The 12620-nt window shown below is 72.3% G+C and carries 9 protein-coding genes; 4 read left to right on the top strand and 5 right to left on the bottom strand.

Going from position 1 to position 12620, the window contains the following annotated elements:
- Positions 1-201: 201 nt before the first annotated feature.
- Complete coding sequence (locus tag AB0C27_RS13160; RefSeq protein WP_357842357.1) at positions 202-1320, top strand: globin domain-containing protein; 1119 nt, start codon at positions 202-204, stop codon at positions 1318-1320.
- 100 nt (positions 1321-1420) lie between these two features.
- Complete coding sequence (locus AB0C27_RS13155) at positions 1421-2923, top strand: sialidase family protein (protein WP_357842354.1); 1503 nt, start codon at positions 1421-1423, stop codon at positions 2921-2923.
- A 108-nt stretch (positions 2924-3031) separates the two neighbouring features.
- Here the strand turns inward: AB0C27_RS13155 and AB0C27_RS13150 are convergent, their stop codons facing one another.
- Positions 3032-3832, bottom strand: a complete 801-nt coding sequence (locus AB0C27_RS13150; RefSeq protein ID WP_357842350.1) for a helix-turn-helix transcriptional regulator — start codon at positions 3830-3832, stop codon at positions 3032-3034.
- A 154-nt stretch (positions 3833-3986) separates the two neighbouring features.
- On the opposite strand from AB0C27_RS13150, the gene AB0C27_RS13145 reads away from it, so the two are divergent.
- Positions 3987-5066 carry an exo-alpha-sialidase gene (locus AB0C27_RS13145; RefSeq protein ID WP_357842347.1) on the top strand — a complete coding sequence of 360 codons (1080 nt, stop codon included), beginning with the start codon at positions 3987-3989 and terminating at the stop codon, positions 5064-5066.
- Positions 5067-5378, top strand: coding sequence for a hypothetical protein (locus AB0C27_RS13140; protein WP_357842344.1), 312 nt, complete (start codon positions 5067-5069; stop codon positions 5376-5378).
- Between the two features lie 43 nt (positions 5379-5421).
- On the opposite strand, the gene thyX is transcribed toward AB0C27_RS13140, so the two are convergent.
- The 4 genes from thyX to AB0C27_RS13120 all read right to left on the bottom strand — a co-directional run bounded on the left by thyX (position 5422) and on the right by AB0C27_RS13120 (position 12564).
- Positions 5422-6156, bottom strand: coding sequence for an FAD-dependent thymidylate synthase (gene thyX / locus AB0C27_RS13135; protein ID WP_346113464.1), 735 nt, complete (start codon positions 6154-6156; stop codon positions 5422-5424).
- Positions 6157-6304: 148 nt separating this feature from the next.
- Complete coding sequence (locus AB0C27_RS13130) at positions 6305-8947, bottom strand: M4 family metallopeptidase (protein WP_357842341.1); 2643 nt, start codon at positions 8945-8947, stop codon at positions 6305-6307.
- A gap of 215 nt (positions 8948-9162) precedes the next feature.
- A complete protein-coding gene (locus AB0C27_RS13125; protein WP_357842337.1) occupies positions 9163-10371 on the bottom strand; it encodes an amidohydrolase in 1209 nt (402 codons plus the stop codon).
- A gap of 66 nt (positions 10372-10437) precedes the next feature.
- Positions 10438-12564, bottom strand: coding sequence for an anthranilate synthase component I (locus tag AB0C27_RS13120; protein WP_357842334.1), 2127 nt, complete (start codon positions 12562-12564; stop codon positions 10438-10440).
- Positions 12565-12620 lie beyond the last annotated feature (56 nt).

Below are 12620 nucleotides of genomic sequence, written 5' to 3'. Positions count from 1 at the left end.
GATAATCACGAAACCACTACAGGTAGTTCCGCTTCGCACCGTATCGGGGGAAAAGGTTGTGACGGGTCATCGGTGGTGTAACACTCGAATTCGAGCGCACGGATGTGCCGGGGCCTGTCCCGCGCTCGTGACCCGGAACCGTCAGGGAGGTGAACGACGAAGACCGGAACGCGTTTCCGGTCAAGGGGTGGGGTTGGATATATGTCGTTGAATCCGCGCCTGGTAAAAGAGAGTTTCTCCGTCATCGAGCCGGTGGCCGACAAGGCCACGGCCTACTTCTACGGCCGGTTGTTCGCCGAGAACCCGCACCTGCGCGGGATGTTCCCGCCCGCCATGGACGTGCAGCGGGACCGGCTGTTCAGCTCGTTGATCCGGATCGTCTGGAGCCTGGACAGCCCGGACGGGCTGGCGGGCTTCCTCGGGCAACTCGGGAGGGACCATCGCAAGTACGGCGTCATCGCCGAGCACTACACGGCCGTGGGCAACGCCCTGCTGGCCACGATCAGGCGCTTCGCCGCCGACGTGTGGAACCACGAGATCGAGGCGGCCTGGGTGTCGGCGTACTCGGCGGCGGCCAACCTGATGATCGGGGCGGCCGAGTCGGACGCCGGGGTCTCCCCGGCCTGGTGGCTGGCCGAGGTCGTCGGGCACGAGCGGCGGCACCGGGACATCGCGGTGCTCACGCTGCTGCCGACGCAGCGGCTGCCGTACACGCCGGGCCAGTACGTGAGCGTGCAGACCGCGCGCTGGCCGCGCGTGTGGCGGACGTTCTCGATCGCGAACGCGCCGCGCCCGGACAACACGATCACCCTGCACGTCCGCTCCGTGCCCGGCGGCTGGGTCTCGACCGCGCTGATCAGGCACACCAAGGTCGGCGACACGCTGATGCTGGGCCCGCCCATGGGCACGATGACGCCGCGCGAGAACAGCGTGCGCGACGTGCTGTGCGTGGCCGGCGGCACCGGGCTGGCGCCACTGAAGGCGATCGTGGAGTCGATCATCTCCTCGGGACGCCGTCCCGCCATCCACCTGATGTACGGGGCCCGCAGCGCCGACGAGCTGTACGACCTGCCCGACCTGATCAGGCTGGAGTCGTCGTTCCCGTGGCTGCGGGTGCTGCCGGTGGTGTCGGGCCAGCCCGGCTACGAGGGCATGCGCGGCCATCTGCCGGAGGTGACGCAGCGCCTGCGCTCCTGGACCGACCACGACGTGTACGTGTGCGGCCCGGCCGCCATGGTCAACGAGACCGTGCGCCGTCTCCAGGGGGACGGCGTGCCCCTGGTCCGCATCCACCGGGACGTCGCCCACGCCGAACGATGAGCCCTCCGGGGCCGGAAGTGTCCCATTTCTTGATCGGGAGGTTGACAGCAGGGGGTCGGGCGGTGCCATCTGGATGGGACACGCCAAGTGGAGGTGGACTGTGCCAGCCCCCGCCCGGCGCCGAGGAATCGGCGGACTCGTCCCCGTCATCGAAGTGGCCGTCCTCATCGCGGCCCTGCTCGCCGTTCCCGTTCCCGTTCGCGCCGACGACGGGGTTGGCGTGCCGCTGACCGAGCTCGGCGCCGACACCGCCGATGACACTGCCGACGACAGGGGCGGCGACAGGGGCGGCGACGACAGGGCCCAGCGCGGCACGCAGGCCGGGTCCGACACCTTCCAGTGGGGCTCGACCATCGTGGCGGCGCAGCAGTCGGGCCGCTTCCACGACGCGGGCGCGTCGGGGATCGCCTTCGCGACCTCCGCCGACAACGGCGCCACCTGGGCGAAGGGGCTGTTACCCGGCCTGACGACGCCGGGCGGCGGGCCGTACGCGCGGGTCAGCGACCCGTCGGTGGCCTTCGACGCCCGGCACGGCGTGTGGCTGATCGCCTCGCTGGCGCTGTCGGACGCGGGCGGGCTCACCGGGGCGGCGGTGCTGACCAGCCGCTCGGCCGACGGGGTGACCTGGGACAGACCGGTGACGACCGCCGTGGCGGGCGGAGGCGACCTGGACAAGCCGTGGATCGTCTGCGACAACGGCGCGCAAAGCCCGTTCCGCGGCCGCTGCCACGTCCTGTACGACGACCACGCCGACGGCAACGCGATCCACCTGGCCCGTTCCTCCGACGGCGGCCTGACCTGGGAGGTCACGGGCACGTCCGCCACGGGGATCGGCGGGCAGCCGGTGGTGCGGCCGAACGGGGCCGTGGTGGTCCCGTACCTGGGCAACGACGGCCGGATCCGCTCGGTCCGCTCCCGCGACGGCGGGGCGAGCTGGGAGGAGAGCGTGCTGGTCGCGGAGACGCAGCGGCACGCGGTGGCGGGCGGGTTACGGGCGGCGCCGCTGCCGTCGGCGGAGACCGACGCGAGCGGCGCCGTGTACGTCGCCTGGCACGACTGCCGCTTCCAGACCGACTGCGGCGGCAACGACATCGTGCTCAGCCGCTCGGCCACGGGCGCCTCGTGGAGCGAGGCCGCCCGGGTCACCTCCGACGGGGGCGACCACTTCATCCCCGGCCTGGGCGTGGACCGCGAGAGCGCGGGCGACCAGGCCAGGCTCGCGCTCGTGTACTACCGCTATCCCGAGGCCCTCTGCACGCCCGCGACCTGCCGCCTCACGGTCGCCTACACCTCATCCTCCAACGGCGGGGCGAGCTGGTCGCCGCCGCTGGAGCTGGCCGGGCCGATGTCGCCCGGCTGGCTGGCCGCCACCGCGGACGGCCGGATGGCGGGCGACTACCTCTCGGTCTCGATCGTCCCCGGCGGCAGTGCCTTCCCGGCGTTCGCCGTGGCGGCGGCGCCGGCGGGCGGCGTGCTCGACGTCCGCACGCACACCGTCACGGGCGGCCTGCCGATCATGAGCGGCGAGCCGCCGACGGTGGCCAGGGCGGCGGCCATCGCCTCGGGCGACCCCCACCCGGCCCTCCCCCCGACGGCCCGCTGACCCGGGCGCCGGGGCCCCTGCGCTCCCCGCGACAGCCCGCTGACCCGGGCGCGGGGCCCTGCGCTCCCCGCGACTGCCCGCTCGCCCGGCCGTCCCGACGCGACCGGGTCAGGCCCGGCCGCCGAAGGCCGCGGCCGTCTCCTCGTCGGCGGGCCAGAACGTCTCGATGGCCAGCTCGGACACCGTCACGTCCAGCGGCGTCCCGAACGTGGCGATCGTGGTGAACATCGACAGCACCCGGTCACCGGCCGCGATCCGCAGCGGCAGCAGGATGTCGCCCGGCCCCGGCACGTGCGCCACGTTGAGGTCGACGCCCGGATAGGTGTAGGCCGCCAGCTCGTCGTGCAGCTCGGCCAGCCGGCCGTGCCCGGACGCCTCGGCCTGCCTGCGGAGCTGGTGCAACAGATGGGCGCGTACCTCGGCCAGGTTGAGCAGCCGCCCGCCCATCGCGTCGGGGTGCAGCGACAGCCGCATCACGTTGATCGGCTCCGTCAGCAGCTCGGCCGGCACGCCCTCCATGAACAGGCCCGCCGCCGAGTTGGCCGCCACCAGGTTCCACATGGCGTCCACCACGACCGCCGGGTAGGGCTCGTGCCCGGCCAGGATCCGGTCCAGTGCCCGCTGGACGACCTCCATCTCGGGCGCGCGTACTTCCCGTTCCGGATAGACGGGGGCGAACCCGGCCGCCACCAGCAGCCTGTTGCGGTGCCGCAGCGGCACCGCCAGCTCCTCGGCCAGCTTCATCACCATCTCGCGGCTCGGGCGGGCGCGCCCGGTCTCCAGGAAGCTGACATGGCGGGCGGACACGTCCGCCTCGATCGCCAGGTCCAACTGACTGACCCTCCGTCGCTGCCGCCAGGCGCGCAGCAACTCTCCGAAGGACTCCTCATGTACGGCGACCGCTCCCATGCCCCACAAGGTATCGGGCGCAGGGAAGGGTCTCGATTACCCGGGAGGTAATGCGGGCTCGGCCGGCCACCCTTCTGCGGGGAATCTCCCAGTCCTCGGTAACTGTCGGTGCCGCGTGGCACGATGGGCCGCAAGCGAACATTGGAGCAATGTCATGAGCGACGCAGTGCTCGCGATCGGCACCCGCAAGGGCCTGTTCCTCGCCCGCTCGGCGGGCGGCGGCCCCTTCGAGGTCGAGCCGATCCAGTTCTCCACGATCGCGGTGACCTCCGTGGCCGTCGACACCCGCGGCGCCACTCCCCGCCTGCTGGCCGGGATCGAATACGGCCACTTCGGCCCGTCGGTGATGTACTCCGACGATCTCGGCAAGAGCTGGCAGGAGGCGGAGCAGCCGCCCATCGCCTTCCCGGAGAAGACCGGGGCCACGCTGAGCCGGGTCTGGCAGCTGCTGCCCTCTCCGTCCGAGCCGGGCGTGGTGTGGGCGGGCGTCGAGCCGGCCGCGCTGTTCCGCTCGGAAGACGGCGGCGTGACCTACCGCCTGGTCGAGGGGCTGTGGGACCATCCGCACCGTGAGCAGTGGCAGCCGGGCGGCGGCGGGCTGTGCCTGCACACGATCGTCGGCCATCCTACCGACCCGGAGATCATGGCCGTCGCCGTCTCGGCCGCCGGCTTCTACCGCACCTCTGACGGGGGCGCGTCGTGGGAGGCGGCCAACAAGAACATCCGGGCGCCGTTCCTGCCGGAGGGGCAGCAGTTCCCCGAGTTCGGGCAGTGCGTGCACAAGGTGTCGATGCATCCGTCCCGGCCCGAGCGGCTCTACCTGCAGCACCACTTCGGCGTCTACCGCAGCGACGACTTCGGCGGGAGCTGGCGCGACATCGGCTCGTCGCTGCCGTCCGACTTCGGCTTCCCGATCGTGGCGCATCCGTCACGGCCCGACACGGTCTACGTGCTGCCGCTGACGGCCGACGTCGACCGCACGCCCGTCGACCACCGCTACCGCGTCTACCGCAGCGACGACGCGGGCGGGAGCTGGCGGCCGTGCTCGCAGGGGCTGCCCGAGGGGCCGGTCTACGCGACCGTGCTGCGTGACGCGATGACCGCGTCGGAGGCGGGGCTGTTCTTCGGCACCCGCGACGGCGAGGTGCACTGCTCGCGCGACGACGGCGAGACCTGGTCGACGGTCGCCCGGCACCTGCCCGACGTGCTCACCGTGCGCGCGGCGGTGCTCTAGTTGATCGCGAAACCGGTGATGATGGTCGTCTTCGTGCTGCCCAGCTCGCTGCGCAGGTGGGTGAGCGGGCGGACGGAGGTCAAGGTCTTCGCCGTGGGCGCCGACCGCCACTCCCCGCCCACCCTGGGATCGGCCCTCGACACGCTGCGGCGTACGCATCCGATGCTGGAGGAGCGGATGCGCGACGACTACGGCCGCATCCGCCGGCACATCAGCATGATCGTGTGCGGCGAGAACGCCCGGGGGCTCGGCGGGCTCGACTGCGCCCTGCCCCCGGGGGCCGAGGTCTACGTGCTCCCGGCGCTCGCCTGAGCCGCCGGGCCACGGCTCAACGGCTCAGGGGCTTCAGGGGGGCTCAGGGGCAGACGCGGCCGTTGGCCTCGAACGCCGCGTGGGTGAGCGGCATGAGCTCGGCCCAGAGCGCCTCCATCTTCTCCGCGACCATCTCGATCTCCCGCTGCGGGAACGAGGGGAAGGTGGAGTCGTCCCGCTTGACGCGCAGCGACAGGAAGTTCATCAGCGCGCGGGCGTTGCAGGTGGCGTACATCGAGGAGTAGAGGCCGACGGGGAGCACCGTGCGGGCCACCTCGCGGGCCACCCCCGCCTCGATCATCTCCAGGTAGGCGCGGTAGGACTGCCGGTAGCTCTCCCGCGTCGTCTCGGCGACCAGCTCCTGCTGCTCAGGCGTGCCGTCACGGAACACGTATTTGCCCGGCTTGCCCTCCTGGACCAGCTTGCGGTCGGGGCCGGGCACGTAGAAGACCGGTTCGAGCTGCCGGTAGCGGCCCGACTCCTCGTTGTAGGAGAACGTGCGGTGCCGCATGAACTCGCGGAACACGAAGATCGGCGCGCTGACGTAGAACGTCATGGACGAGTGCTCGAAGGGTGTGCCGTGCCTGTCGCGCATCAGGAAGTTGATCAGGCCCTTGGAGCGCTGGGGGTCCGCCTCGATCTCGGCCAGCGAGCTCTCGCCCTTGGTGGAGACCCGCGCCGCCCACAACACGTCGGCGTCGGACGCGGCCGACTTCACCAGCTCCACGTCCACGTCGCTGCGGAACTTGACCTCCGCCTGCGGCTCCATTGCGCCCATCCGCGCCCCCGTTCTGCTTGACGATGTGCCGGCTCAAGCAAACCAGGTCACGGCCCCGGACGCGAGTCGGCGCCCGCCGCCCCCTCGCATGGTACGGCGGGCGCCGCCCCGGGCTCCGGCCAGGCCCGCCGGCCTGGCCGGGCCCGGCTCAGCAGCGGACGGCGGGACGGTCGCGGGTCACCAGGTCGGTGGTCGCGTCGGTGCCGTCGAGCCAGGCGAGCCTGGTGCCCGTCCCGGCGGCGAAGTAGTCCTGCGCCCCGGCGTTGCAGGACACGCGCCGTGGCGTGCCGCCGGTGAGCGGGAGCTGGAGCACCTTGGGCAGGGTGGCGTTCTCCAGCGTGTCGCCGTCCGGCCAGACGCCGATCGAGATCGTGCTGTCGCCGGCGTCGAACCAGTTGAGGCTGGGCGCGGCCGGCCCGTCGGGCACGACGGCGGCGGTGCCGGTGCCGTCGTGGGCGGCCCGCATGACGGCGAAGCGCCCGTCGCGGTCGGTGTCGGCGGTCCAGACGACGTGGCGGTCCAGCAGGATCGGCATCACGCTGAACGACGGGCCGCCGGTGCCGGGCACCTCGGGGACGACGACCTGCGTGCCGGTGGCCAGGTCGTAGATCGCGGGCGTGCTGTGGAAGGCGCCGCCTTCGACCCATTCGCGCGTGTACGCGACCTTGCCGCCCCTGATCGAGGGCGTGTACCCGGAGACGCCCGCCTCGGCGGTGATCCGCACGGGGGCGGCCGTGCCGCGTTTGGCCCAGACCTCGACCTCGCCGTTCGCCGGGTCGAAGGCCTCCCAGGCGATGACGTCACCGGCGACCGCCAGCCCGTTCACCACGTCCGTCGTCTCCTGCACGACGCGCGCGGGCGCGCTGCCGTCGATCGGGCGGGCGCTGATCCGGAAGCTGGTCTGGGTGTCGTCGAAGGAGGCCCAGACGACCTGGGCGCCGTCGGTCTTGGGGAAGTAGTTCCACCGGTCGTCGGCGTGCAGGACCACCGGTTTGCCGCCGCGCAGGCGGCCGGTGAGTATCCGGCTGGGCGCGGTGGCGTCGGGTGAGGAGTTGGAGATCACGTAGCGGTCGCCGGCCACGTCGGGGATGGCGTTGAGGTCGGTGACGCCGTCGATGAGCACCCGGCTGTCGGTACGCAGGTGACGTTCCCAGCCGGGCTTGATGCCGTGCCGGTCGAAGGCGCGGGCGACGGTGAGCCGGTCGCGGGCCGGCCAGCCGAGCGCGCGTGCGGCCGACTCGACGGCGCGCCGGGCGTCCACGAAGTCGTCCAGCGGCGTCATGTACTCGGTCAGCGCCTTGTAGGCGAGCCTGTCGGCCCTGGGCCCGCCGAGCTGCTCCCTGACGTCCCAGAGGGCGCCGGAGAAGATGGTGGAGTTGAGGTGCACCCCGCCGTTGTCGAGCGCGACGGTGAGGCCCAGGTAGTCCTCGGCGGCCACGCGGGCGTCGTCGAGGTCGCGGCCCGCGCACTCGGCGGGCGGCAGGTTCTTGCACAGCCCCTCGCCGAGCAGGCTCGCGTCGGGGTCGCTCATCGGGATGCCGAGCGCGTCCACCTGGACGGCGTTGCCGAAGTAGTCGGCCAGGCCCTCGTTGATCGCGCCCGACTGACCCAGGTAGACCAGGTCGGCGCTGTGGGTGATGACGCCGTGGGTCATCTCGTGGCCGACCACGTCGAGGCTGGCGGCGAAGGAGTGGTAGTCGGTCCCGCCGCCGCCGTAGACCATCTTGGTGCCGTCCCAGAAGGCGTTGGTGAACGGCTGCCCGCCGATGGTGACGTTGACGACGGAGAACATGGTGCCGCCCTGGCCGTCGAGGCCGTCGCGGCCCAGCCCGCGGTAGAACTCGTACACCAGGCCCGCGCCGTGGTGGGCGTCCACGGCGCCCGTGTCGGTGTGCTCGGGTCCGAAGGCGGGGGCCGGCGACTGGGCGAGTTCGGTGCCGGGCGGGATGCCCGGGTTGAGGAAGTCCAGGACGTCGGCGCCGGCGGCGTCGTAGGTGAGGATCTCGCCGGTGGTGCCGTTCCACATCGGGCGGGCGCGGTCGCGCAGTTCGTACTTGCCGTCGGCGCGTTCGTAGGCGTTCAGGGTGACGTCGCGGCCGTGGGCGGTGCGCCCGGTGCCCTGGACCGGGCCCTCCATCCTGAGGCGGTCCACGGTGAACAGGGGGCGGCCCGAGTGGGCGTCCACGTACGCGTCGAGCAGCAGCGGCCGGCTCGCCGGCCCGGTGCTCCCGCGCTTCGAGGTCAGGACCACGTGCCAGGCGAGCACGCCCGTGCCGCGCGGCAGCACGACGAGCTCGCGGGCCGTGGCCGCCGGTCGCTCGCGGGCGGTGTAGCCGCGCGGCCGCAGGCCGGCGGCGATCTTCTCGGCGGTCTCCTCGGTCACCGTCGGGGTGGTGTCCACGGTGAGCTCGGTGAGGAAGCGCCCGCCCGCGCCGACGATCTCGCGCTGGGCACCGTCCTTACGGAGGTGGACGAGGTAATGGGCGCCGAAGACCGGCAGGCCGCGGTGGCGCTGGGCGAACCTGACCGTCTCGTCCTGGCCGTCCACGACGGTGCGGATCGGCTGGAGGTCGGCGGGGTCGAGGTGGTAGCGGGGGTCGGTCAGGTGCGCCTTGGCGGCGGCGACGGGGTCGGCCGCCCGCGCGGGCTCGGACAGGCCGCTCACCTCGGCGGGCGCTTGGGTGCCCGTCCGGTGCTCGACCTCGGGCGGTGGGTCTTCGGCCGAAGCCACTCCTGGTACGGAGAGCGTCAGGCATAAGGCTGCGACGAGGGTGATGGGGCGCCAGGACACGACACCTCCAGGTGGTGTTGTAGGGACACAGGCGCCCTCGATCATGACTGTGTCATTGACTAATAGACAAATCACGATTTGATTTCATCTATTGGGAAATATGCATTTCTTGATGTCGAAATGCCGGCCGCCGCACGTTCCGCGGCCCACGGCGCCGGCCCTCGTGCGCTGTGGGCGCAGGAGGGCGGGCTTCCCGAGCGGTGCCGGGAACGGGGTCACAAGCGGTAGATGCGCCGGGCGTTGCCTGAGCCGATCATGTGGGCGACCCGGGCCGCGTCGGCCGTGCTCCACTCCCCCGAGGCGAGCCGGGTGGCGAGCGCCGCCGCCAGAGCGCGCCGGAAGGACAGGGCGCCGAGGTAGCCGCTCTCGGCCAGGCCGTGGCAGCCGGAGCTGAACAGCTGCTTGTGGAACGGCGCCAGCTCCAGCAGCTCGTCCATGACCCGGGCACCGGCGCCGAGGTGCGGCAGGGCGAGGCCGGCGTCCACGTACACGTGGGGGAACGCCCCGGCCAGATGGGCGGCCTGGCGGTGGAACGGGTAGGGGTGCAGCAGGATCATCGGCACCCCGAGCGGCTGCAGCGCGGCGGCGAACCGGCCGAGCCCGGCGGGGTCGGCCCGGCGATCGGCCCAAAGATTGACCCCATGATCGGCCCAGTGATCGGGCCGGTGATCAGGCCGGTGATCGGCGTGCAGGGTGCCGGGGGCGCCGTAGCCGGTGTGGAACTGCACGGGCAGGCCGCGTTCCCTGGCCACGTCGATCCCGCTCCAGAGCAGGTAGCCGAGCAGGACGGGGTCCGTCAGCGGCTCCTTGGGGTCGGCCAGGCGCCGGTTGGCCGCGGCGATGACCGCTCCCCTGGCGGGCCTGGCCGGGTCGAGGTCGAGGCCGCACAGGGGGCCGATGACGGTCTTGACGCCGACCGCCCTGGCGGCCCGGCCGGCCAGCTCCTCGCCCAGGGAGTCGAGGTAGTCGACGGCGATCTGCGCCGTCGCGGCGACGTCGCGTTCGATCTCCTCGATCCGGACGAGCTCGTCGGCGGCGGCCCCGCCGTGGCGGCCCATCTCGGCGGCGCTCAGCAGGTCGGCGTCCTCGCGGCCCGAGTCCACCAGGAACGCCACCACGCCGGCCCCGGCGAGCAGCCGCCGGTTGACCTCGCCCGCGCCCAGCTCGGCCCGGCGGGCCAGGTAGACGGCGGGCGGGGCGTGCGGCTCCAGGTCGAGCAGCGGCGCGCACCAGCGGCGCACGGCCGCGCCCGAGGCGGTGTCGAAGTGGGTGGTGCCGGGCGGCGCGGGCACACCGCCCGCGCTGATGAGCAGCTCGAACCCGGCCCGGCTCAGGTCGTCGCGGCGCACCCCGTGACAGTGGTGGTCGACGAGCGGGGCGAGCAGCGCGTCACGCACCGTGCCGGGCAGGTCTACGGGGAGCATGCGGAGACTCTAGGGGAGCTCCGCACGCTCCCGGGCACGTTTTACCTACCTGCGGGACAGTTACCCCTATCTGCGGGCCAGACGCAGCACGTTCGCGATGATCTTCGCGCCGGCGGAGCCCTCCTGGGTGAGGATCGATTCGGGGTGGAACTGCACGGCGAAGCGCCGCCGCGCGGGGTCCTCGATCGCCATCACGTTGCCGTCGGGCGTGAGCGCGGTCGGGGTGAAGCCGACCACGCCGGGGCGCTTGGCGTGCAGCGAGTGGTAGCGGGCGGCGGTGAACTCCTCGGGCAGCCCGTCGAGCAGCGCGCTGCCGCCCAGCCTGGTGACCTGCCCGCGCTTGCCGTGCTCGGGGTAGTCGAGCAGCTCCAGGGTGCCGCCGGCCTGCTCGACCATGGCCTGAAGGCCGAGGCAGACGCCGAAGACGGGCAGGTCGCGGGCGTAGACCTGGTCGAGCAGGGCCGACATGCCGAAGTCGGTGGGCCAGCCGGGGCCGGGCGAGAGCACCACCAGGTCGGGCGCGATGTCGTCGATCATGTGGACGGGGAAGCCGTGGCGCAGCGTCACCACGTCCGCGCCCTCCTGGCGGAAGTAGTCGGCCAGGGTGTTGACGAAGGAGTCCTCGTGGTCGACGAGCAGCACCTTCATGCCCAGGCCCGGCTGCTCCCTGGGCTCGGCCACCGGCGCCGCGCCGGGCTGGTTGACCGCGGCCAGGGCGCCGAACAGGGCACTGGCCTTGAGCTCGGTCTCGCGCTCCTCCGCCTCGGGGTCGGAGTCGAACAGCAACGTGGCCCCAGCCCTGACGGCCGCCACGCCGTGCTTGATCTGCGCGGTGCGCAGGGTGAGGCCGGTGTTCATGGAGCCGTCGAAGCCGATGAAGCCGATGGCGCCGCCGTACCAGCGGCGGGTGGTGGCCTCGTGGTCCTCGATGAACTGCATGGCCCACGTCTTGGGCGCGCCGGTGACCGTGACGGCCCACATGTGGGTGAGGAAGGCGTCGAGGGCGTCGAACTCGGGGCGCAGCCGGCCCTCGATGTGGTCGACGGTGTGGATGAGGCGGGAGTAGAGCTCGATCTGGCGGCGGCCGATGACCTTGACCGTGCCGGGGACGCAGATGCGCGACTTGTCGTTGCGGTCGACGTCGGTGCACATGGTCAGCTCCGACTCCTCCTTCACGCTGGACAGCAGCGTGCGGATGGCCTCGGCGTCCTCGACGGGGTTGCTGCCGCGGGCGATGGTGCCGGAGATCGGGCAGGTCTCGACCCGGTCGCCGCTGACCCGGACGTACATCTCGGGCGAGGCGCCGACCAGGTGCTCGCCCTCACCGAGGCTGATGATGAACTCGTACGGGGCGGGGTTGCTGGTGCGCAGGCCGCGGTAGAAGCCGGAGGGGTCGGTGCAGGTGGCGTGGAAGACCTGGCCGGGCACGACCTCGAACAGGTCGCCGCGCTTGAACTTCTCCTTGGCGGCGGCCACGACCTCGGCGTATTCGCCCTTCGGCGGGTTGGGCGGCACCTCGGCGGGCGTGACGGGCGGGGCGGTGTCGCCGGTGCGCTCCAGGCCGCGGGTGCTCGTGCCGTCGACGGTGAACTCGTAGCGGTGCTCGACGCTGGTCTCGCGCTGCCGGTCGATCACGACGAGGCGGTCGGGCAGGTGCAGCACGAGGTCGCGCTGGTCGTCGGGGCGGACGAGCTCCTGCCTGATGGGCTCGAACTGGAAGGCCAGGTCGTAGCCGAAGGCGCCGTAGAGGCCGAGGTGCGGGTCGTCGCCCTTGAAGGCGGCGATGACCTCGCGGATGGCGGTGAAGACGGTGGGCCGGCGGCTGCGCATCTCCTCCGGCAGCAGGTCCTCGGACTCGGCCACGTAGACCTCGACGCGGTCGGCCGTGGGCTCGGTGACCGGCTTGCCCGCGGCCAGCAGGCAGGAGGCGACGGCGGGCAGCACGACCCGGCCGCGCTCGTTGAGCGCGGTGGCCGAGATCGTCCGGCCCTTGGCCACCAGCTCCAGGCACGGGTCGACGTAGCCGAAGGCCCATCGGCTGTAGCGGCCCGGGTAGTCCATGCCCGAGGAGAAGGCACCCCCGCGCCGTTCTGAGAGGGCTGTCACGATCTCTTCGAGGGCGGCCTCGTCCACCTGGCGTGTCTCGCGCTCGACACCGATGCCCCCGGCGGTGGTATATCCGCTCGTATCCACTTGCTGCCCCTTTACCACGTCAATGATCGAGCCCCGGGGGCGGACACGAGAAAGGC

Source organism: Nonomuraea sp. NPDC048882, from assembly GCF_040649755.1.
Lineage (GTDB): Bacteria > Actinomycetota > Actinomycetes > Streptosporangiales > Streptosporangiaceae > Nonomuraea > Nonomuraea maheshkhaliensis.
This window is presented reverse-complemented; position numbering and strand designations above follow the sequence as displayed.

Bases quoted from the DNA above. Each gene is read 5' to 3' on its own strand.
- thyX (WP_346113464.1), bottom strand. From the start codon at position 6,156: ATGGGCGCAATGGAGCCGCAGGCGGAGGTCAAGTTCCGCAGCGACGTG.
- AB0C27_RS13145 (WP_357842347.1), top strand. From the start codon at position 3,987: ATGAGCGACGCAGTGCTCGCGATCGGCACCCGCAAGGGCCTGTTCCTC.
- AB0C27_RS13125 (WP_357842337.1), bottom strand. From the start codon at position 10,371: ATGCTCCCCGTAGACCTGCCCGGCACGGTGCGTGACGCGCTGCTCGCC.
- AB0C27_RS13160 (WP_357842357.1), top strand. From the start codon at position 202: ATGTCGTTGAATCCGCGCCTGGTAAAAGAGAGTTTCTCCGTCATCGAG.
- AB0C27_RS13150 (WP_357842350.1), bottom strand. From the start codon at position 3,832: ATGGGAGCGGTCGCCGTACATGAGGAGTCCTTCGGAGAGTTGCTGCGC.